The sequence below is a fragment of the Frankia sp. CcMO1 genome (assembly GCF_977945845.1).
Genome location: NZ_CDWTMG010000017.1, coordinates 1 through 21,037 on the forward strand (window position 1 = coordinate 1; position 21,037 = coordinate 21,037).

A 21,037-nucleotide genomic window follows, 5' to 3' on the forward strand; every position below is an offset into this window, starting at 1 on the left:
CCGTTCCCGGACCGAGTGGTCGTGACGCCCGGCTCGGCCACCCCGGCCGCGGCGTCCCTGCGCTGCCGGGCCAGCCGGCGCCGGATACGTACCCGGGCCCGGGAGGTCCTGACGAAGTGCAACCAGTCCTCCGACGGTCCCGCGCCGGGGAGGTTGGACGTCAGGATCTCGACGACGTCGCCGTTGCGCAGCCGGGTATCCAACGGGACGAGCCGACCGTTGACCCGGGCGCCGATCGCCCGGTGCCCGATGTCGGTGTGCACGGCGTAGGCGACATCCACCGGGGAGGACCGGGCCGGCAGCGCGAGCATCCTGCCCTTGGGCGTGAACGCCAGCACCTCGTCGGCGTCCAGGTCCGAGGACAGCGACTCGAGGAACTCGTCCGAGTCGACCTCCTCCTGCCAGTCCAGCAGGCTGTGCAACCAGGACAGGCCCTCCAGGCGGGCGCCGTCCGCGCCGGGCCCGACCGGTCGGGCGACGATCCCGGTCTCGGCCAGCCGGTGCATCGACGGCGTCCTGAGCTGGATGTCGAGGGAGCGGCCGGCGTCGTCGGTCACCGTCGTGTGCAGGGACTGGTACATGTTGAACTTCGGGGTGGCCACGAAGTCGCGCAGCCTGCCGGGCACCGGTCGCCACAGGGCGTGGATGACACCCAGCGCCGCGTAACAGTCCGTCACCTCGTCGACGAGCACGAGAACGCGGACGAGGTCGGTGTAGTCCTGGACGGGCCGGTTGCGCTCCTGAGCCCGCTTGTAGATCGAGAACAGGTGGCTGACCCGGATGGAGACGGCGCCGTCGATGCGAGCCCCCACGAGCCCGGCTCGCAACCGTGTCACCAGCGCCGCGACGGTTCCGGCCGCGCGCTCAGCGGCGGTGAACTCATCCACCGTGGCGGCGATCCGGGCGTGCTCGGCGGGATGGAGCACGGCGAACGCCCGGTCCTCCAGCTCCCGCTTGATCACGCTGACGCCGAGCCGGTGGGCCAGCGGGGCCAGGACCTCAAGCGTGACCCGGGAGATCTTCACCTGTTTGGGGGGGGACATGAAAGCGAGCGTGCGCATGTTGTGCAGCCGGTCCGCGATCTTGATGACCAGTACCCGGTAGTCCCGGGCCAGGGCCACGATCAGCTTGCGCAGCGTCTCGGCCTCCGCGGCCTCCCCGAACCGCATCTTGTCCAGCTTGGTGACACCGTCGACGAGGTTGGCCACCTCCGCACCGAACTCCTGGGTAACGGAGTCGAGGGTGTACCCGGTGTCCTCGACCGTGTCATGCAGCAGGGCGGCGATCAGGGTGGTCGTGTCCACCCCCAGCTCCGCGAGGACCTCGGTGACGGCGAGGGGATGGCTGATGTACGGATCCCCGCTGCGCCGCATCTGACCGGCGTGCAGCCGCTCGGCGATGCCGTAGGCGTGCACCAGCAGGCCGATGTCGGCACGCGGATGATAGTCGCGATGCGCCTCGACGATGTCACGCAGCTCCGGCGGCACCTGGGACATCCGCGGTGTCGCCATCCGCCGGGCCAGGTGGGCGAGACGCACGCTCGCCTGCCGGGCCGCCGACAGGGCCCGGGAGGCCTCGTCGGCGCCGCCGTCGGCCCGGGACAGCGCGGGGGTCAGACCGCCGCCGGCCGGCAGACCCGCACCCACGGTCTCAGCATCCACGGCACCCCCCTGATTCGACCCGTTAGACCTGTACGCCCGAGGTAACGCGGAAACAGCCGTACACACCCTCGATAGCACGCACCGCACTCAGGATGTGCCTGAGATGTTTGGTGTCTCCCATCTCGAACGTGAAGCGGCTGACCGCCACCTGATCCCGCGTGGTGGCCACCGACGCCGACAGGATGTTCACGTGCCGGTCGGACAGTACCCGGGTGACATCCGAGAGTAGTTTGGTACGGTCCATCGCCTCGACCTGGATCACGACGAGGAACACCGAGCCCGACGACGGCGCCCACTCGACCTGGACCGTGCGGTCGTGCGGCCCGCCACGCAGCCCCGACAGGTTGGAGCAGTCCGTCCGGTGGACCGACACGCCCTTGCCCCGGGTGACGAAACCGGCAATCTCGTCGCCGGGCATGGGCGTACAGCAGCGAGCGAGCTTCGTCCACACGTCGGGAGCACCGGTGACGAGCACCCCCGGCTCCCCGGTCGAGCGGCGCAGCGTGCGGATCGGCAGCTCGGTCTCACCCGCGTCCTCCTCGGCCCCCTCCGGGCCGCCGAGGGCCACGAGCAGCCGCGAGACCACCAACTGGGCGCTGACGTGGTTCTCCCCCACGGCCGCGTAGAGGGCGGCCACGTCGGCGTAGCGCAGGTCCTTGGCCAGGTTCAGCAGGGCGTCCCCGCTCATCAGGCGGGACAGCGGCAGGCCGTGGCGGCGCATCGCGCGGCCGATCGCGTCGCGGCCGGCGACGATCGCATCCTCCCGGCGCTCACGGGCGTGCCACTGGCGGATCTTCGTCCTGGCCCGCGACGAACGGACGAACATCAACCAGTCCCCACTCGGGCCGGCCGAATGGGCCCGCGAGGTGAAGATCTCGACCGTGTCGCCATTGTCCAGCGGGGTGTCCAGGGCTGCGAGACGGCCGTTGATCCGGGCCCCGACGCACTGGTGACCGATGTCGGTGTGCACCGCGTAGGCGAAGTCCACCGACGTCGACCCGGCGGGTAGCGGGATGACGTCGCCCTTGGGGGTGAAGACGAAAACCTCGTCGGTCTCGGCGGCGAACCGCAGGCTGTCGAGGAACTCTCCCGGGTCCGCGGTCTCCCGCTGCCAGTCGAGCACCTGACGCAGCCAGGTCATGAGGTCCGCGTCGGGTCCGCCCTTGCGCCGACCGGCCCGCCCGCCCTCCGGGGTCCCCGCCGAGGGCCGGGCCGCAACCCCGTCCTCCTTGTACTTCCAGTGCGCGGCGATGCCGTACTCGGCCCGGTTGTGCATTGCGTGCGTGCGGATCTGCAGCTCGACCGGTTTGCCCTCGGGACCGATGACCGTCGTGTGCAACGACTGGTACATGTTGAACTTAGGCATCGCGATGTAGTCCTTGAACCGGCCGGGAATCGGCTTCCAGGTCGCGTGCACGGTGCCCAGCGTGGCATAGCAGTCCCGGACCGAGTCGACCAGGACGCGGATGCCGACCAGATCATAGATGTCGTCGAAGGAACGGCCGCGCACCACCATCTTCTGGTAGATCGAGTAATAGTGCTTCGGCCGCCCGGAGACGACCGCCTTGATCCGCGCGTCCCGCAGGCCGGCCTGCACCTGCCCGATCACCTCGGCCAGATAGACGTCCCGGCTCGGGGCCCGGTCAGCGACCAGCCGGACGATTTCATCGTACCGTTTCGGATACAGCGCAGCGAACGCGAGGTCCTCCAGCTCCCACTTCAACGAGTTCATGCCGAGCCGGTGGGCGAGCGGGGCGTAGACCTCGAGCGTCTCCCCGGCCTTGCGTTCCTGCTTGTGCTCGGGCAGAAAGCGCAGGGTACGCATGTTGTGCAGGCGGTCGGCGAGCTTGACCACCAGCGCGCGTGGGTCGCGGGCCATCGCGACGACCATCCGGCGGATGGTCTCCGCCTGGGCCGCCTCGCCGACCTTGACCCGGTTGAGCTTGCTGACCGCGTCGACGATGAGCGCGATATGGTCACCGAAGGTGTCCCGGATTGTGTCGACGGTGAGCGTCGTCTCCTCGAGGGTGTCGTGCAGCAACGCCGCGGACAGCGTCGCGGTGTCCATCCCCAGATCGGCGAGAATGCTCGCGACCGCGATCGGATGAGTGATGTACGGGTGGCCGGAGAAGCGCACCTGGCCGGCGTGCGCCGCGTCGGCGACCTCGAACGCCTGCTGCACCTGGGCGATGTCGGCGCGCGGGTGGTTCGCGAGCAGCCCGCGCAGCACCGGATCGAGAGCCGAGGGAGGCGTCGCCCGGTGCGTCGAAAAGCGGGAGAGCCGCCCGCGCACCCGACGCGGCAGCGGCGGCGACTCGTGCCCCAACCGGGGGACTACCGGGGAACCGTCCTCGGGACGCCGTCCCAGGCCGACCGCGGTGACCAGCTCGGACCCCCCCGGGGATCCACCTGGTGACTCCTCCCCGCGGACATCGCCACCATCCGCGGCCGGCGGCTGTGCCGGCCCGTGGGCTGCCGGCTCACGCGCCGCCGATCCGGCGGTGGCCCGTGCGGCATCGCCCACCGGCCGGGGCTCCCGGAAGGGAGTGACGGCGGGCGGCGGAACTCCGGTGGTCACCGGCGCTGCCTCGGGCACGAACCGCTCCTGCGTAAGGACTAGACACCGAGCCTAACGCCGCACTGGTCAGAAGCCTTCCGCGGACCTCGCCCAGGCAAGATCAAATCGCCAGAAGGGAGACGACATCGAGCGGCGCAACCCGATCACGGCCCGGTAGGAAGGACAGCTCCATGAGGACCGCCAGCCCCACGACCTCCCCGCCGCCAGCCGCGAGCAGGCTGTGGGCGGCGGCCGCGGTGCCACCGGTGGCCAGCACGTCGTCGACGAGCAGGATCCGGTCGCCGTCGTGCACTGCGTCGGCGTGGATCTCGATCGTGGCGGCGCCGTACTCCAGGTCGTAGGACGCGCTTCGGGTCGGCCCCGGCAGCTTGCCCTGCTTGCGGATCGGCACGAGGCCGGCGCCCAGCCGGTCCGCGACCGGCGCGGCTAGCAGGAAGCCCCGCGCCTCGATGCCGGCGATCGTGGTGGCCCCCAGCGCCCGGGCCGCGTCCGCCAGTGCACCGATGACCACCCCGAACGCGGTCGGCGTCGCGAGCAGCGGGGTGATGTCCTTGAACACGACCCCCGGCTGCGGCCAGTCGGGAATGTCGCGGATGTGGCCACGCAGGACCTCGGCGACCGCGTCGTGCGCGGCGGATCGCTGCGGTGCGTCGTCGATGCTCGTCATCGTGCCGCTTCTCCCACCTTCAAGGTCGTCCGGACTTCAGGGGCGTCCGGAGATCTGCCGCCACACGATCGGGGCCGCCCGGATCCGCGCGGCCGGTGACCTGGCTCATCGGCGTTTCTTACCGCTCGGCCGTCCGCGCCGGCCGGGTTTGCGCCCCGCGGCGCGCCGGGCGGGGGGCGCGCCCGACGGTCGTCGGGCGGCACCGCCCAGGTTCGCCCCGGCCGGAACCGGTTCACGCGCGCCGGAGGCGGGTCGTCCTACGGCCTGCTCGGCCCGCTCGTCGGGGACAGGACCGTCCTCACCCCAGCCGGCCGGATCGACCGCCGCGCCGGCGGAAACTGCCGTGCCCGGCGCACCCGCGGCTGCCCGGACCCGCCTGGCGCGCTCGCGGGCGACCCGCGCGTCCAGCGCCCGCACGGCGGGGTCGCCGCGCTTGAGGTCGACGAGCAGCGGCGTGGCAAAGAACAGGGAGGAATATGTACCGGAGGCGATACCGACGAACTGGGCGAGCGCGAGGTCCTTCAGCGTGCCGGCACCGAGCAGACCGGCGCCGACGAAGAGGAGGGAGGCGACCGGGATGATGGCGATGAGCGAGGTGTTCAGCGAACGCACCAACGTCTCGTTGAGCGCGTCGTTCGTCGCCTCCGCGTAGGTCCGCCGCGTCGACGTGCCCATGCCCGCGGTGTTCTCCCGCACCCGGTCGAACACCACCACCGTGTCGTATAGAGAGAATCCGAGGATCGTCAGCACAGCGATGACCGTCGACGGCGTCACCTCGAAACCCACCAGCGAGTAGACACCCATGGTGACGACGAGGTCATGAACGAGAGCGGCTATCGCCGCGAGCGCCATCCTCCACTCGAACCGCACCGAGAGGTAGATCACGACGAGCACGAGGAAGACGACCAGGCCCTGAAGGGCCTTGTTTGTGATCGTCGATCCCCAGGACGAGCCGACGGTCGACACGGCGATGTCGCGGTCCGGGTCCGACACCGAGAATCGCTTGGCCAACGCGCCGGTCAGCTCACGGGTCTGGGCGTCGGAGAGGGTCGGCGTCTGGATCCGGAACTGGTGGGAGGTCTCCAACTGCTGGACCACGCTGTCCGCCGGGTCGAGCCCAATGCCGGACAGCGTGTCCTCGACCTGCGCGACGGTACCGCCACTGCTGGGTAGCTGGAAGACCGCGCCACCGGAGAATTCGATACCGAAGGTGAAGCCACGGAAGATCATGCTGATGATGCAGACGGTGACCACGACGCCGGAGACGGCATACCAGGCCTTGCGCCGGCCGACGAAGTCGACGTTGAAGTCGCTGCGGTAGATCCGCCCGACCAGTGCCATCTCAGCTCTCCCGCCTCTGCCCGGCCGGCGCCGGCCGCTTGGCCAGCCGCGCCCGGGTGGGAGCGGCCGGCGCCACGCCACCACCACGCCCGCCGAGGGTTTTCGGGCTCAGGCCCGAGTACCGGCTGACCGAGAACAGTCGGCGCCGCACCAGCAATGTCACCAACGGCCGGGTGAAGATAAACATGATCACGACATCGCTCAACGTCGACAGCCCGAGCGTAAAGGCGAAGCCGCGCACCGAGCCGATCGACAGGATGTAGAGGACCGCGGCGGCCAGGAAGGAAACCGTGTCCGCGGAGAGCATCGTGCGCCGCGCGGCGGGCCAGGCACGATCCGTGGCCGCCCGGACCGTGCGGCCGGCCCGGACCTCGTCTTTGATCCGTTCGAAGTAGACCACGAACGAGTCCGCCGTGACACCGATCGACACGATCAGACCGGCGATGCCCGCCAGGGTCAGCGTGAACCCGATCGCCACGCCGAGCAGCACCACCGAGGCGTAGATCAGCAGACCGCTGACGGCGAGGGAGGTGATCACGACGATGCCCAGCGCCCGGTAGTACAGGAAGGAGTAGGCGATGACGAGAACGAGTCCGATGGCGCCGGCGAGCAGTCCGCCGTGCAGCGAGTCACGGCCGAGGGTCGGCGAGATGGACTCGGCCTGGGATCGCTCGAAGGCCAGGGGAAGGGCACCGTAGCGCAGCACGTTGGCGAGGTCCTCGGCTTCGGACTGGCTGAAGCCGCCGGAGATCTGGGCCGATCCGGGGATGCGCTCGTTGGTCTGCGGCGCGGACTGCACCACCCCGTCGAGCACGATCGCGACCTGCTTGCCGATCGTGCTCTCGGTCAGCTTGGTGAACTTGTTCTGGCCCGAACCGGTGAACTCGACGTTCACGACCCACTGCCCGGTGGTGACGCCCGTGGTCCCGCCGCCGCCCTGCAGGCCCGCGGAGGCGGTCTTCACATCCGTCCCGACCACCGTGGCCGGCTTGAGCAGGTACTTCGTCGTCCCGGTCCGGTCACAGGCGGCGGTCCAGTCCTGCGGGTGGTCGGTGCTGACCGAGGCCTTGCGGACGTCGGCCGCTGCGCACGTCAGCGACTCGTAGCGAGCGAACACGTCGGCGGGCGGGCTGTCCCCGGCCGGCGCGGTCGACCCGGTCGCCGCCGGCGCGGGGGCGGCCGAAGCCGCCGGAGAAGCCGAGGCCGCGCTCACCGCGGGCGTGCCCGCGGCGGCCAGCGACACCGGCTGGGCGATCAGGCCGCGGCCCGTGCCGTCACCGAGTGCGGCCGATTTGTTCGACGCAGCGGGTGCCTGGGATGATGGCGCGATGCTCGGCGTGCTCTGGCTGGCCGTCGGGGCCGACTGGCCCGTCGCGCCCGGCGTGGGTGCGGGGACCGCCCCAGTGGGGGTGGGAATGGGCCCCGGGGTGGCCCGGCCGGACGTGGCGACCTCACGGAAACGCAGTTCGGCGGTCTGCCCGACCAGATCCACGACGTCGTTGCGGCCGCGGCCGGGCACCGAGATCTCGATCTGGTTGCCGGTGCGATGAACCTCGGACTCAGCGACGCCCAAGCCGTCAACGCGCTGCCGGATGATGTCGACGGCCTGGTTGACGGCACCGCTGTCGACGTTGTTCCCCTGCGTGGCACGAGGCGTGAGGATGACGCTCGTCCCGCCCTGCAGGTCGAGCCCGAGCCGGGGCTTCCAGTTTCCGGTAGCGGCCATGAGGCCGTAGAGGACGACGATCAGACCGCCGAGGATCCCCAGCCGGGTCCAGACGGAGATTCCCCTGGATACCCGTGCCGAGCCGCGTGCCACCTGCGAGTCCCTTCCTCACGCGCCGGTATGCCGGCGCTCGTTCGTCTCGCCGCTGCCCGGACCGGCGGTGCCCAAAGTATCCGAACGAATGTCACCGAGGGTGCGTTCCGCTCCCCGAACGGTAGTGCTCGGTCAGGTGACCAGCGGTCATAGCTCCTTGCGGGGCGGGTGTGTCGTTTCACCGCCCGTGCCGCCGTCCCCACCGGAGACGCCACCACCGGGAGGCGACGCCTCGGCGCCACCAGGGCCACCAGGGCCGTCGGAACCGTCGTCGTGCGACTGCGGTTCCCCGGAGGACTCCCCGCCGTCCCCGGCTCCGTCGGGCGTACTGATCACCCGGGCGATCGCGCTGCGCGAGAAGCGGCAGACGACATCGGGCGCAACTTCCAGCAGGACGTCACCGTCCTCCAGCTCGACGACCGTGGCGTAGAGACCAGCGGTGGTCGTCACCAGGGTACCGGGAACGATCCGCGACATCTGCTGCTGTTGCGCCTTGGCGCGGCGCCGCTGCATCGAGAAGAAGTAGACGATCACCAGGATGAGGATCAGCGGGAACAGGAGCCCGCTGATCGAACTGCCCCCGTCCTTGTCGGCCGTCACCGAAGCTGCCACGAGTACGTGCACGTCCTGCCCTCCTGATGTGTTGCGGCGATCGTACGTATCGATCGGATGCCCGTGGTGGGCAGGGCGGTTGTGCCCGGCGCGCAGGACCTCCTCCGGCCGGAATGGCCGCTGTTACGGGGACGGCTCACCCAGGACGAACCAATCACCTTCAGTGGCCGCTCCCCGGCCGACCGGCCCTCTCACAGTCATTCTCCCTCGGTAAACAGCGAGACCTGGGTACGGCCGAGCGGATCGGTGACGGGGTCCAGACCGAGGTGCTCGAAGGCGGCGGGGGTGGCCGTCCGGCCCCGGGCGGTACGGATCAGCAGGCCGGCACGCAGCAGGAACGGCTCGGCCACGTCCTCCACCGTCTCCGGTTCCTCCCCGACCGACACGGCGAGCGTGGTGAGCCCGACCGGACCGCCGCCGAACCGGGTGACCAGCGCCTCCAACACGGCCCGGTCGAGGCGGTCCAGTCCGAGCCCGTCGACGTCGTAGATCCGCAGCGCCGCCTGGGCGATCTCGCGGGTGACCACGCCGTCGGCCCGCACCTCCGCGTAGTCGCGCACCCGGCGCAGCAACCGGTTGGCGATGCGGGGCGTACCACGCGACCGGCCAGCGACCTCGGCGGCTCCCTCGGCGGTGAGGGTGACCCCCAGCAGGCCGGCCGAGCGAGTCAGCACCCGGGCGAGCTCGTCGGCGTCGTAGAAGTCCAGATGGGCGGTGAACCCGAACCGGTCCCGCAGCGGGCCGGTCAGCAGGCCCGACCGAGTCGTGGCCCCGACCAGCGTGAATGGCGACACGTCGAGGGGGATCGCGGTCGCGCCCGGGCCCTTGCCCAGGATGACGTCAACCCGGAAGTCCTCCATCGCGGCGTAGAGCAGTTCCTCGGCTGGCCGGGCGATCCGGTGGATCTCGTCGAGGAACAGGACCTCTCCCGGGGAGAGTGCGGTGAGGATCGCGACGAGGTCCCCGGCGCGTTCGATCGCCGGCCCACTAGTCATCCGCAGCGGAGCCTCGAGCTCCTGCGCCATGATCATCGCAAGGCTGGTCTTACCCAGACCGGGCGGGCCCGACAGCAGGACGTGGTCCGGCGGGCGACCGCGCGCCCGTGCCCCCTCGAGCATGATCGTAAGCTGCTCGCGCACCTTACGCTGGCCGACGAACTCGGCCAGGGTGCGCGGACGCAACCCGGCCTCGAAGGCGCACTCCTCGGGACTCGCCGCGGCGGACACCAGGCCGTCGTCACTCATGTCCCACCTCCGCGTACCCCCGCCCCCCGGCGTACCCCCGCTCCGGCTGACCGCCGCCCCGACTACCCTCGCCCCGGCTGACCAGCGCCCGACGCGGCCGCGCGCCGCCTAGCGGCGTCATAACGGCCCTCACCTGCGTAACACGGCGAGGCTCGCGCGCAGCAGTGCCGCGGCGTCGGGCGGGGCGCCGCCGGTTCCCGCGCCGGCCCCGGCCCGGAAACCCGGGGCACCTTCCTTGCCCGGGACGTCTCCCTCGCCCGGGACGGCACGCTCGCCACCCGCAGCGGCGCCCTCGCCGGCGGGCGCGGCCAGGACCACGAGCGCCCGCGACACGGCGTCGTCGGCCTCACGACCCGAGTAGCCCAGGCCCACCAGCGCCTCCCGCACGGTCGCCGCGACCCCGACGGCATCGGCCGGCACCGGTTCCGGTCCCGGCGTCGGGCGCGGGCCGGGCAGCGGCGCACCACCACTCGGCGGACCGAGCCGGTCCCGCAGGTCCAGGACGATGCGCTGCGCACCCTTGCGCCCGATACCGGGGACCTTCGTCAGCACCGCGAGATCCTCCTCGGCAACGGCGCGGCGCACCGTGTCGGGATCGTGCACTCCGAGCACGGCCTGGGCGAGCTTGGGCCCGACCCCGGCCGCGCTCTGCAGGATCTCGAAAACGTCGCGCGCATCGGCGTCGGCGAAGCCGTAGAGGGTCAGCTCGGTCTCGCGCACGATCAGGGTGGTGGCGAGGGAGGCGGACTCCCCCACCCGCAGCCGCGACAGCGTCGACGGCGAGCAGTGGACGAGCAGGCCCACCCCGCCGACCTCGATGACGGCGGACAGCGGGGTCAGCGCGGTGACCGTGCCGGCCAACGACGCGATCATCAGGTGGATCCGCCCGGCGCGGCGGAACGGAACCGGGCCAGCGCCGGCCCGCGCCACAGGTGGCAGAGCGCCAACGCGAGGGCGTCCGCCGCATCGGCCGGGCGTGGCGCCTCGGTCAGCCCGAGCAACCTGGTGATCATAAAACTGACCTGCGCCTTGTCCGCCCGGCCGCTGCCGGTCACCGCGGCCTTCACCTCACTGGGCGTGTAGAGACCCACCGGCAGGCCCCGCCGGGCGGCCAGCATGATGGCGACCGCCCCGGCCTGCGCGGTACCCATCACGGTACGCATGTTCGCCTGGCTGAAGACCTTCTCAACCGCGACCGCCTCCGGACGGGTGCGATCGAGCCAGGCGTCGATGCCGTCGGACACAGCGCACAACCGTTCGGCGACCTCGGCGGTGGCGGGGGTGCGCACCACCCCCACCTCGACCAGGCGGGCCCGGACACCGAGGCCACCGTCGACGACCCCCAGGCCACACCGGGTCAGCCCGGGATCGACCCCCAGCACCCGCATCCACCCTCCCGACCGCACGTTCACAAGAACATTCGTTCGAATCTAGGGGCGGCGACGCAACCGGACATCCACGACACGCCCAACAGATCGCCTGAGAAGACGATCAGCTGCCGACTAGCTCCATCACGTCGTCGGAGATGTCGGCATTGAACCAGACGTTCTGGACGTCATCGAGATCCTCAACCGCCTCGATGAGCTTGAGGACCTTGGCGGCGGGTTCGGCCTCCAGCGGCACGCTCACGCTCGGCAGCCAGGAGATGTCCGCGGAGGTGACCGCCAGGCCGGCGCCGGTGGCGGCCACCCGCACGGCGTGCAGATCGGTCGCCTCGGAGACCACCTCGAAGGCCTCCCCGACGTCGTTGACCTCCTCCGCGCCGGCGTCGAGCACGGCGAGCAGTACGTCGTCCTCGGTGAGGCCGGCGGTCTTCTCGATAAGCACGACACCCTTGCGGTTGAACAGGTACGACACCGACCCCGGGTCGGCCACCGTGCCGCCGTTACGGGTGATCGCCACCCGGACATCCGACGCCGCCCGGTTACGGTTGTCGGTCAGGCACTCCACGAGGATCGCCACCCCGCCCGGGCCGTACGCCTCATAGGTGATGTCCTCGTAGTTCACCCCACCGGCGAGCTCGCCGGAACCCCGCTTGACGGCCCGTTCGATGTTGTCGTTCGGCACGGACTGCGACTTCGCCTTGGCGATGGCGTCGGCGAGGGTCGGATTGCCCGCGGGGTCTCCGCCGCCCGTCTTGGCCGCCACCTCGACCGTCTTGATCAGTTTGGCGAACAGCTTGCCCCGGCGGGCATCGATGACCGCCTTCTTGTGCTTGGTGGTCGCCCACTTGGAGTGGCCGCTCATGACCTGCCTCTCTTGCGCCCGATCATCGACCGGACCCGGACGATCGGACGCTGTCGACGAATAGCCGGTGCGCCCGGGCATCACCGGTCAGCTCCGGATGGAACGCGGTGGCCAGCAGCGGCCCCTGGCGGACCGCCACCGGCGCCTCGGCGACACGGGCCAGGACCTCGACCGCGTCTCCTGCCTTTTCTACCCATGGTGCCCGGATGAAGACCGCGTGCACAGGTGGCCCCGCCACCCCGACGACCTCGAGGTGTGCCTCGAACGAGTCCACCTGCCGGCCGAAGGCGTTACGCCGGACGACGATGTCCAGTCCGCCGATCAGTGGTTGATCCGGCCGGCCGCCCACGACGTCCCGCGCGAGCAGGATCATGCCAGCACACGAACCGAACACGGGCAACCCCGCGGCCACCGCCGCCCGCAACGGCTCCAACAGCTCGAACACGCGCAGCAACCGGCCGATCGTGGTGGATTCACCCCCGGGCAGGACGAGCCCGTCGACCTCGGCAAGCTCCACCGCGTGGCGCACCGCCACCGGCCGCGCGCCGGCCTCGGTGAGCGCCCGGGCATGCTCGCGCACATCCCCCTGCAACGCGAGGATGCCGATCCGCGGGCCACTCACCAGCCGCGGTCGGCGTAGCGGGCTTCCGGGGGAAGCTCGGTGACGTTGATGCCCACCATCGCCTCGCCGAGGCCCCGGGAGACCTTCACCAGAACGTCGGGGTCCTTGAACATGGTGGTCGCCTCGACGATGGCCCGGGCGCGGCGCGCCGGGTCCCCGGACTTGAAAATCCCGGACCCGACGAACACCCCGTCCGCGCCGAGCTGCATCATCAGCGCCGCGTCCGCCGGAGTGGCGATACCGCCGGCGGTGAACAGCACGACGGGCAGCCGGCCGAGCCGGGCCACCTCGGCGACCAGCTCGACCGGGGCGCGCAGCTCCTTGGCCGCCGTGTAGAGCTCCTCGGCGGGCAGTCCCGACAGCCGGGCGATCTCCGCCCGGATGGTACGCATGTGCACCACGGCGTTGGACACCTCGCCGGTGCCCGCCTCACCCTTGGAGCGGATCATCGCCGCGCCCTCGGCGACCCGGCGCAGTGCCTCCCCCAGGTTGGTGGCCCCGCAGACGAACGGCACCGTGAAGCGCCACTTGTCGATGTGGTGGTGCGGGTCGGCGGGCGTGAGGACCTCGGACTCGTCGACGTAGTCCACCCCGAGCGCCTGCAGCACCTGTGCCTCGACGAAATGCCCGATCCGGGCCTTGGCCATGACCGGGATGGAGACCGCCTCGATGATCTCCAAGATCATGTCGGGGTCACTCATCCGCGCCACCCCACCCTGCGCCCGGATGTCGGCGGGAACCCGCTCCAGCGCCATCACCGCGACAGCGCCGGCGTCCTCGGCGATGCGGGCCTGCTCGGCGGTGACCACATCCATGATCACGCCGCCCTTGAGCATCTCCGCCATGCCGCGCTTGACGCGGGCGGTACCGGCCTGCCGGGCGGAGTCGATCGCCGGGCCGGCGGCGGGGGCAGTCTGGCCCTCGGGCATGATGTGCCGTCTCTTTTCGCTGGGTCGGGTCGCCAGGGCCGCGGGGTACCGGCATGTCTGGCACCTGCATGCCGGCTACCCCGCCGGATGGTTCCCGTGCGGGTGGGTCGGTTTTCCATGGTACGGCGATCTCGCGACCGGCCGAGCCGTCAGGAGGCCAGCCCCGGCAGGTCGCCGCGAGGGACGCCCTCGCCGCGGATCGGCAGGGCGTCATCGATCTCGAAGTAGCCGGGGGGCGACCGGCGGCCGGCCAGGTGCGCCATCCGCACCACGCGCCGGCCGGCGAGTGCCCGCAGGTCGCGGACCGCGTCGTTGTGGAACTGCCGGGCGAGCGCGACCCGGGCCGCGCAGGAGTCGACCGCATGCAGCTCGGCGGGGTGGTGCTGGCCGGCCGCGGCGACCTCGGCGGACCGTAACGCCCGGCTCAGGGCATTTTCGCTCTGCTCGACCGCGGCGTCCAACGCCCCCCCGGCGAGCAGGCCTGGATAGGCCGTTCGGGCCCGGGCCACGCTCTCACCCAGCTCGGCCAGCTCACACCGCAGGGCCAGCTCGCGCGCGGCGTCGGCGCGGGCGAGCAGGTGCGCCACCAGCCCGCCGCGGGCGTCCGCGACCCGGGCCGCGAGTCGGTCGAGCCGAGTGGCCAGCCAGGTCAGATAGGTCGCGATCGCCACCACCAGGGCGACCACCACCACGACGACGGTCATCCCGCGCAGCGTAACCAACGGCCGAATGTGACGTGGCTCTGGTACCGGGACAGGTCAGTTACCGGGGCAGGTCAGTTACCGGGCAGGTCAGTCCCCATTCCTCGCGTCGCCCCGGACCGGCGGCTGCATCGCCGTCGCGACCGACACCCGCATGTCCCCGGAGACCATCTGGTACACCCCGACGATCCGCTCGGCGATGACCCGCCAGTCGTAGGCGGCGACGACGGCGCGACCGCGTTCCGCCAGCCGCGCGGCGCCGGCGGGATCACGTAGCACCTGGGCCAGGGTCGCGGCCAGCCGCGCGGGATCGCCGACGTCGAACAGCCTGCCGGCGCGCCCGTCATCGAGGACCCGGCGGAAGGCGTCGATGTCGCTGGCCACCACCGGGGTCCCGGTCGCCATCGCCTCGAGCAGCACGATCCCGAAGCTCTCCTGACCGGTATTCGGGGCGCAGTAGACCTGCCCGGAGGCGAAGACCCGGGGCTTGTCGGCGTCGGAGACCATGCCGACGAGGCCGACCCGCGAGCGCAGGGCGGGCTCCAGCCGGGCCCGCACCGCCGCCCCGTCACCGGGCCCCGCCACCAGCAGTCGGACACCGTCAATCTCGGCGGCGAGCGCCGGCAGGGCGGCTAGCAGCACGTCAAGGCCCTTGCGCGGCTCGTCGATGCGCCCGAGGAACACGACGGTGGGCCGCCCGTCGTCGTAGCCGGGCAGGGGCCGGGCGCCGGCGAAGTTCTGCACCGCCACCCCGTTCGGGATCAGGACGGCGTCGGCGCCCAGATGCTCGACGAGGGTGCGCCGGGCCGCCTCGGAGACCGCGATCCGGGCCCGCAGCTTCTCGAACGACGGCTGCAGCGCGCCGTGGGCCGCGGTGAGGAACCGCGACCGGGGGTTGGCGGTGTGGAAGGTGGCGACGATCGGCCCGTCGGCCAGCATGCAGGCCAGGAGGCTGACGCTGGGCGCGGTCGGTTCATGGGCGTGCAGGACATCGAAGTCGTGCTCACGCAGCCAACGGCGGACCCGGGCGGCCGAGACCGGGCCCATCAGAAGCCGGGCGACGGAGCCGTTGTAGGGCAACGGTAACGCCCGGCCCGCGTCCACCGCGTAGGGCGGCAGGGTCCGTTCGTCGTCCACCGGGGTGATGACGGATACCTGGTGACCGGCGGCGATCAGGGTCTCGGCGAGGTCACGCACGTGCACCTGGACCCCGCCCGGTACGTCCCAGGCGTAGGGGCAGGCCAGACCGATCTTCACGGCGGCGTCATCCGTCGTCGCGCCAGATCCGCTGGAGCATGTGCCAGTCCGCGGGGTGCGCGGCGATGCCGGCGGCGAAGGCGTCCGCAAGTCCCTGCGTCATCGTCGGGATGTCGCTCGGCTCGACGGCGGGATGGATCCGCCCGCTCCACCCGTCATGATCGAACCAGAGCGTGGCGGGCAGCAGCGTCGCCCCGGTGCGCAGCGCGAGCGCCGCGGGCCCGCCGGGCATGGTGGCCGTGGCGCCGAAGAACCTCACCGGGATCCCGCCGCGAGAGAGATCCCGGTCCGCGAGCAGGCAGAGCATCCCCCCGGCCAGCAGGCGCTCGGTGAGCAAGTCGAACGGGGGAGCCTGCCCGCCGGTCAGCGGGACGACCTCCATGCCGAGCTCCGAGCGGAAGGCCAGGAACCGCTCGAAGAGCGCCTCCGGCCGCAGGCGTTCGGCGACGGTCGTGAACGGCACGCCATTCGCCACCAGCCAGGCGCCCGCCTGCTCCCAGTTACCCATGTGCGGCAGCGCCACGATGGTCCCCTTCCCGCGGGCGTGCGCATCCCACAACCGATACTGGTCCAGCAGCCGCAGCCGGCCGACGACGCGGTCCAGACCGATCTCCCGGAGGCGGAACACCTCCAGCCAGTACCGCGCGTAGGAGCGCATCGCCGCCCGGGTCAACCGGTCCAGATCGGTTCCCAGCGGCGCCACTCGGGCGAGGTTCGACCGCAGCCGGCGCACCCCCCGCCCGTCGCGGCGGTAGGCCAGGTCGACGCCGAACCGGAACGCCGCGGCGGCCACGGGGTGCGGGAGCAGCCGGACGCCGCGCCAGCCCAGCGTGTAGGCGAGGTCGGTGAACCGCCCGGCCGCCGTCGCCCGCCCGCCCGCCGTCAACGCTCGGCCCTTCGTCGGATCGTCTCGATGACCGCTCAGCGGCCGTTGCGGCGGGGGCCGAAGGCGGCCGCGGCCCGGGACGCGGCCGTGGTCCGGGACGCAGTGGCCGGGGCCGCCCTTGACGTCGGCGGGGAGGGCGGGTCTCCCGCGCGGTACCACTGCCGGTAGACGTGGACGACCCGCTGGACGACCGTCAACATGGTGGCACCGACAAGGAACCACAGCGCCGCGGGCAGGAGGTAGGGCACCCCGAGGCCGTACAGCCCGGCGGCGACCAGCAGGATCAGCAACCGCTCGCCCCGTTCGGCGAACCCCACGTCACAGGTGAAGCCGAGTCCCTCGGCGCGGGCCTTGACGTACGAGGTGATCAAACCGGCGACCAGGCAGATCAGGGCCGCACCCGCCAACGGCAGGGAATCGCCGTCGCCGGCGTACCAGAGGACGAGCGATCCGAAGATCGCGCCGTCGCCGACCCGGTCGGACGTGGAGTCGAGAAAGGCCCCCCACTTGGAGGAGATGCCGCGGGCGCGGGCGATGACCCCGTCGATCAGGTCCGAGAAGACGAACAGCGTGATCACTACGGTGCCGAGGAAGAACACCCCGCGGGTGAAGAACCCCAGAGCCCCGCCCGCGACCCCGACCATGCCGATGATCGTCACGGCGTCCGGTGACACCGACGACCGGGCGGCCCACTGGCTCACCGGGTCGAGCAACTTCTGGATCTGCGGTCGTGCCTTGCTAGCGAGCATGTCCGTCCCGTCGTCCCGCGTGGTCGTCCGCGTGGTCGTCCCACGTGCGCCCGGCTTCGGGCGGTCTTCACAGTACAGCCGCCACGATCCGCGCATTCCCGACCACGGCCGCCCTCGGGCTTGTGTCCCAGGTAACAGGGGAGGACGCTGCCGTTACCGAACAGGCCGTTACCTCCCAGTCAAGGAGGCGAGGATGTCATCAGCCTCGTGCGATGTGCGCAACGTCGTCCTGGTAGGCCACACCGGCGCGGGCAAGACGGCTCTGGTGGACCGTCTGCTCGCCACCGCCGGGCCGCCGGGCCGCCAGAACGGCGACCGTCAGACCGCCCAGACCAGCTACGTCGGCCATGCCGATCCCGAGCGTCGCCCGGCACGGTCGGTCAGCCTCACCCTGTGTTCGGTCAGTCACCACGGGCTCACGATCAATCTTCTGGACACCCCGGGCTATCCCGACTTCGTGGGCGAGCTGCGGGCGGGCCTGCGGGCCGCCGACGCCGCTCTGTTCGTCGTCAGCGCGGTCGACGGGGTGGATGGCGCGACCAGCATGGTGTGGGCGGAGTGCGCCGGGGTCGGCATGCCCCGCGCGATCGTGCTCACCCATCTCGACCATCCCCGGGCCGATTTCGCGGCGGCCGTCCAGGGCTGCCAACGGGCCTTCGGGGCCGGCGTGCTGCCGGCCTACCTGCCCGAGCGGGAGGCCGGCGCCTCGATGCGGCTGGTGGATCTGCTGTCCGGGCGAGTGCTGGAGTACCCGGGCAGCGGCCGCCAGGAACTCGCGACCCCGGCCGGCCTCACCGGCCGGTACGCCTCCGCCCGCGCCGCCCTGGTCGAGGGGATCATCGCTGAGAGTGAGGACGAGACCCTCCTCGACCGGTACCTGTCCGGTGATGAGCCCGACACCAAGCTCCTGCTCGGCGATCTGGAGACCGCGGTCGCCCGCGGGACGTTCTTCCCGGTGTTGCCGGCCGGTCTGCTTCCGGGTTCGACCTCGGGCCCGGGCGCCGCGGCAGGGGGCGATCGGGGCAGCGGGCGGGCCGGCGGTTTCGGCTCCGTCGAGTTGCTGGACCTGTTCGTGCAGGGGTTCCCTTCACCGCGGGAGCATCCCCTGCCGCCGGTGAGCCGCCCTGACGGCTCCCCCTGCGACCAGAGCCACGGTGATCCGGCCGGGCCGCTCGTGGCCGAGGTCGTGAAGACGACCACGGATCCTTACGTGGGCCGGATGTCAGTGGTCCGGGTGTTCTCCGGCACGCTGCATCCCGACGATGCGGTGCACGTCAGCGGGCACGGCAGAGCCGCGGCCGGGCACGCCGACCACGACGACGACGAGCAGGTCGGGGCGCTCTCCCGGCCGTACGGCTCGGTTCTGCACACGGTGGGCGAGTGCCCGGCCGGCGGCATCTGCGTGGTGACGAAGCTCAGCACCGCCGAGACCGGCGACACCCTCTCCGATCGCGACGACCCGCGCTACCTGCCCGCATGGTCGATGCCCGAACCGCAGCTCCCTATCGCGATCAGGGCCCGCAGCCGCGCGGACGAGGACAGGCTGTCGACCGCACTCGGCCGGCTGGCCGTGGAGGACCCGACACTACGGATCGAGCAGGACCCCGAGACCGCCCAACTCGTCCTGTGGTGCATGGGCGAGGCCCACAGCGACGCGGTCCTGGAACGGCTCGCCCAGCGCTACGGCGCCGCGGTGGACCGGACCGCGCCCCGGATCCCGCTCCGGGAGACGCTGCGTGCCCCGGCGCGCGGACTCGGCCGTCAGGTCAAGCAGTCCGGTGGGCACGGCCAGTTCGCGGTCTGCCAGATCGAGGTCGAACCGCTCCCGGCGGGTGGGGGCTTCGAGTTCGTCGATGAGGTGGTCGGCGGCGCGGTTCCCCGGGCCTTCATCCCCTCGGTGGAGAAGGGCGTCCGGGCGCAGATGGCGCAGGGCGTCCGCACCGGCCATCCCATGGTTGATCTACGGGTCCGCCTCGTCGACGGCAAGGCGCACAGCGTCGACTCCTCGGACATGGCCTTTCAGATCGCCGGCGCACTGGCGCTCAAGGACGCGGCCCGGGCCGCCGGCGTCGTCGTGCTTGAGCCGATCCTGGCCGTTGGCGTCCTGGTACCCGACGAGTACGTCGGGGCCGTGATGGGCGACCTATCCACTCGCCGAGGACGGGTCGTCGGGATGGAACCCGTCCCGGGCGGGCCCGGGGCCACCCCCCGGACGGTCGTTCACGCAGAGGTCCCTGCGAGCGAAATGATCCGATATGCGATTGAACTACGGTCCTTGAGCCACGGCACGGGTAGCTTCACGCGGGACCATCGCGGCTACGAGCCGATGCCACCACAGCTTGGGGATGCCCTGTCGGCGGAAGCGAAAAAATCGGCATAAAGCAGGAATCCGACATAAAGCGGGAAAGACGGACGACCGGCAACCCTCGGCCCGGCTCAGGGAGGATTGCCGGTGGGAGACATCCGTGACCGCACACCCGCCGCATCGGGCCCGGCGCCGGGCGGGACCCGGTGCGGCGGGCAACCCCGACGGGAGCGCCCCGACCCGGCTGCGGCCTCCACCGGGCCCGGCGCTACCCGCCCTACTCGTCGGGCGCGGTCTGCGCCCAGGCCTGGGCGAGCATCTCCCTGGTCTGCCCGAGCAGGGCGGGGAGCACCCTGGTCGCGCCCACCACGGGCATGAAGTTCGTGTCACCGCCCCACCGCGGCACCACGTGCTGATGCACGTGCGAGGCGATCCCGGCGCCGGCGACATCCCCCAGGTTCATGCCGGTGTTGAAACCGTGGGCCCCGCTGGCGGCCCGCAGCGCACGGAGCGCGTGCTGAACGAAGAATGCCATCTCGACGATCTCTTCGGGGTCCATGTCGGCGTAGTCCGCGATGTGGCGATAGGGCACAACGAGAAGGTGACCGGCATTATAGGGGTACAGATTGAGGACCGCGTAGACGCTTTTACCCCGAGCAACCACGAGGCCGTCCTCGTCGGACATCCCGACAATGGAACAGAATGGGCATTCATCGTCACGGGAGCGGCCCTCGCCCCTGATATAGGCCATGCGGTGCGGGGTGTAGAGCCGCTGGAAAGCATCCGGACCGCCGACCCCGGCCTGCTCCTCCAGGGGAACCCCCTCGGGTGAGACCTCGGCCGTCACTGGGCGGCCGCCACGACGCCGCCCCGGCTGAGCCGAGTGAACACGCAGGCAGCGCCCATCGAGCGGGCCATGGGCACCGGAACCTGCTCGGCCATCAGCAAGGGCGCCGCCTCCCCGGGACGAGCTCCCCAGGGGGGAGCAATATCGTCTCGTCAATTTATCAGGATCTGAGCGACGAGAGACGCCCGCGGTACGCGAGGAGGCTCGCGTGCGGGTGCGGTCCGGCGCATGAAGAGGGAGACTGACGGCGTGGGGGGTCGCCGCCAGTCCCCCTCAAGGAGTCGAAATGAAATAACTTGCGCGTTTCGAACCCTCCACAGGCCTGTGACCTGCGATGATGCTCTCGATCGCGTATTTGTTACTTCATTACGTCCCCCAAGTGACGTAATCGGTTTCGAACCACGGCGCCCTGGATCTGACGCGAGGATGATGCACACGAAGGGTCCGCGACCGGGAGGAGCCCTCCCGGCGCAACCCCGCGAGAAGCCATCGCGACAACCTTGCGACAACCCGAGCCCGTTACGCCCTGCCCGGCCATCTTAGCGGACGTTAAGGGGACGTAATGAAGTAAC

At 71.2% G+C, this 21,037-nt stretch carries 18 protein-coding genes; 1 reads left to right on the plus strand and 17 read right to left on the minus strand.

What is annotated here, in order from left to right; translation table 11 throughout:
* From AC08OU_RS04175 to pgsA, 16 genes are all read right to left on the minus strand, one after another.
* Nucleotides 1-1,661 (minus strand): RelA/SpoT family protein (locus tag AC08OU_RS04175; protein ID WP_476604399.1); only part of this gene is annotated, 1,661 nt, incomplete at its 3' end.
* Nucleotides 1,662-1,683: 22 nt separating this feature from the next.
* On the minus strand, nt 1,684-4,257 hold the full coding sequence (locus AC08OU_RS04180) for a RelA/SpoT family protein (RefSeq protein ID WP_476604400.1): 2,574 nt from the start codon (nt 4,255-4,257) through the stop codon (nt 1,684-1,686).
* Between the two features lie 82 nt (nt 4,258-4,339).
* Nucleotides 4,340-4,906, minus strand: coding sequence for an adenine phosphoribosyltransferase (locus AC08OU_RS04185; protein WP_462185970.1), 567 nt, complete (start codon nt 4,904-4,906; stop codon nt 4,340-4,342).
* 105 nt (nt 4,907-5,011) lie between these two features.
* Nucleotides 5,012-6,247 carry a protein translocase subunit SecF gene (secF, locus tag AC08OU_RS04190; protein WP_476595113.1) on the minus strand — a complete coding sequence of 412 codons (1,236 nt, stop codon included), beginning with the start codon at nt 6,245-6,247 and terminating at the stop codon, nt 5,012-5,014.
* Nucleotide 6,248: 1 nt separating this feature from the next.
* Entirely contained in the window at nt 6,249-8,066 is a 1,818-nt protein-coding gene (secD, locus tag AC08OU_RS04195) for a protein translocase subunit SecD (protein WP_476599575.1), read from the minus strand.
* 147 nt (nt 8,067-8,213) lie between these two features.
* On the minus strand, nt 8,214-8,690 hold the full coding sequence (gene yajC, locus AC08OU_RS04200) for a preprotein translocase subunit YajC (protein WP_462185967.1): 477 nt from the start codon (nt 8,688-8,690) through the stop codon (nt 8,214-8,216).
* A gap of 185 nt (nt 8,691-8,875) precedes the next feature.
* Complete coding sequence (ruvB, locus tag AC08OU_RS04205) at nt 8,876-9,922, minus strand: Holliday junction branch migration DNA helicase RuvB (RefSeq protein ID WP_462185966.1); 1,047 nt, start codon at nt 9,920-9,922, stop codon at nt 8,876-8,878.
* A 129-nt stretch (nt 9,923-10,051) separates the two neighbouring features.
* Nucleotides 10,052-10,795: a Holliday junction branch migration protein RuvA gene (gene ruvA / locus AC08OU_RS04210; protein ID WP_476599578.1), complete on the minus strand. Its 744-nt coding sequence runs from the start codon at nt 10,793-10,795 to the stop codon at nt 10,052-10,054.
* The gene (gene ruvC / locus AC08OU_RS04215; RefSeq protein WP_462185993.1) at nt 10,795-11,310 is read right to left on the minus strand and encodes a crossover junction endodeoxyribonuclease RuvC; all 516 of its coding nucleotides are present in this window, start codon (nt 11,308-11,310) and stop codon (nt 10,795-10,797) included. The genes ruvA and ruvC overlap by 1 nt, the downstream gene beginning before the upstream one ends.
* Before the next feature lie 103 nt (nt 11,311-11,413).
* Nucleotides 11,414-12,169, minus strand: coding sequence for a YebC/PmpR family DNA-binding transcriptional regulator (locus tag AC08OU_RS04220; protein WP_462203079.1), 756 nt, complete (start codon nt 12,167-12,169; stop codon nt 11,414-11,416).
* Nucleotides 12,170-12,191: 22 nt separating this feature from the next.
* Nucleotides 12,192-12,791: a pyridoxal 5'-phosphate synthase glutaminase subunit PdxT gene (gene pdxT, locus AC08OU_RS04225; protein ID WP_476599580.1), complete on the minus strand. Its 600-nt coding sequence runs from the start codon at nt 12,789-12,791 to the stop codon at nt 12,192-12,194.
* Complete coding sequence (pdxS, locus tag AC08OU_RS04230) at nt 12,788-13,720, minus strand: pyridoxal 5'-phosphate synthase lyase subunit PdxS (protein ID WP_462188108.1); 933 nt, start codon at nt 13,718-13,720, stop codon at nt 12,788-12,790. Before pdxS ends, pdxT begins: the two co-directional genes overlap by 4 nt.
* A gap of 149 nt (nt 13,721-13,869) precedes the next feature.
* Complete coding sequence (locus AC08OU_RS04235; protein ID WP_476599582.1) at nt 13,870-14,424, minus strand: hypothetical protein; 555 nt, start codon at nt 14,422-14,424, stop codon at nt 13,870-13,872.
* An 87-nt stretch (nt 14,425-14,511) separates the two neighbouring features.
* Nucleotides 14,512-15,678 (minus strand): glycosyltransferase family 4 protein, encoded by a 1,167-nt coding sequence (locus tag AC08OU_RS04240; RefSeq protein WP_476599584.1) that lies wholly within the window; start codon nt 15,676-15,678, stop codon nt 14,512-14,514.
* Between the two features lie 7 nt (nt 15,679-15,685).
* Nucleotides 15,686-16,564 (minus strand): phosphatidylinositol mannoside acyltransferase, encoded by an 879-nt coding sequence (locus AC08OU_RS04245; protein WP_476599586.1) that lies wholly within the window; start codon nt 16,562-16,564, stop codon nt 15,686-15,688.
* A 35-nt stretch (nt 16,565-16,599) separates the two neighbouring features.
* Nucleotides 16,600-17,313 carry a phosphatidylinositol phosphate synthase gene (pgsA, locus tag AC08OU_RS04250; RefSeq protein ID WP_462188104.1) on the minus strand — a complete coding sequence of 238 codons (714 nt, stop codon included), beginning with the start codon at nt 17,311-17,313 and terminating at the stop codon, nt 16,600-16,602.
* A gap of 193 nt (nt 17,314-17,506) precedes the next feature.
* Here pgsA and AC08OU_RS04255 point away from each other — a divergent pair, with 193 nt between their 5' ends.
* Complete coding sequence (locus AC08OU_RS04255; RefSeq protein WP_476599588.1) at nt 17,507-19,693, plus strand: elongation factor G-like protein EF-G2; 2,187 nt, start codon at nt 17,507-17,509, stop codon at nt 19,691-19,693.
* Nucleotides 19,694-19,895: 202 nt separating this feature from the next.
* Here the strand turns inward: AC08OU_RS04255 and AC08OU_RS04260 are convergent, their stop codons facing one another.
* Complete coding sequence (locus AC08OU_RS04260; protein ID WP_462188102.1) at nt 19,896-20,465, minus strand: HIT family protein; 570 nt, start codon at nt 20,463-20,465, stop codon at nt 19,896-19,898.
* Between the last annotated feature and the right edge of the window lie 572 nt (nt 20,466-21,037).

What these genes read in the sequence shown, in the direction of transcription:
- AC08OU_RS04185 (WP_462185970.1), bottom strand. Translation starts at nt 4,906, where the DNA reads ATGACGAGCATCGACGACGCACCGCAGCGATCCGCCGCGCACGACGCG.
- secF (WP_476595113.1), bottom strand. Translation starts at nt 6,247, where the DNA reads ATGGCACTGGTCGGGCGGATCTACCGCAGCGACTTCAACGTCGACTTC.
- ruvB (WP_462185966.1), bottom strand. Translation starts at nt 9,922, where the DNA reads ATGAGTGACGACGGCCTGGTGTCCGCCGCGGCGAGTCCCGAGGAGTGC.
- ruvA (WP_476599578.1), bottom strand. Translation starts at nt 10,795, where the DNA reads ATGATCGCGTCGTTGGCCGGCACGGTCACCGCGCTGACCCCGCTGTCC.
- ruvC (WP_462185993.1), bottom strand. Translation starts at nt 11,310, where the DNA reads ATGCGGGTGCTGGGGGTCGATCCCGGGCTGACCCGGTGTGGCCTGGGG.
- AC08OU_RS04220 (WP_462203079.1), bottom strand. Translation starts at nt 12,169, where the DNA reads ATGAGCGGCCACTCCAAGTGGGCGACCACCAAGCACAAGAAGGCGGTC.
- pdxS (WP_462188108.1), bottom strand. Translation starts at nt 13,720, where the DNA reads ATGCCCGAGGGCCAGACTGCCCCCGCCGCCGGCCCGGCGATCGACTCC.
- AC08OU_RS04235 (WP_476599582.1), bottom strand. Translation starts at nt 14,424, where the DNA reads ATGACCGTCGTCGTGGTGGTGGTCGCCCTGGTGGTGGCGATCGCGACC.
- pgsA (WP_462188104.1), bottom strand. Translation starts at nt 17,313, where the DNA reads ATGCTCGCTAGCAAGGCACGACCGCAGATCCAGAAGTTGCTCGACCCG.
- AC08OU_RS04255 (WP_476599588.1), top strand. Translation starts at nt 17,507, where the DNA reads ATGTCATCAGCCTCGTGCGATGTGCGCAACGTCGTCCTGGTAGGCCAC.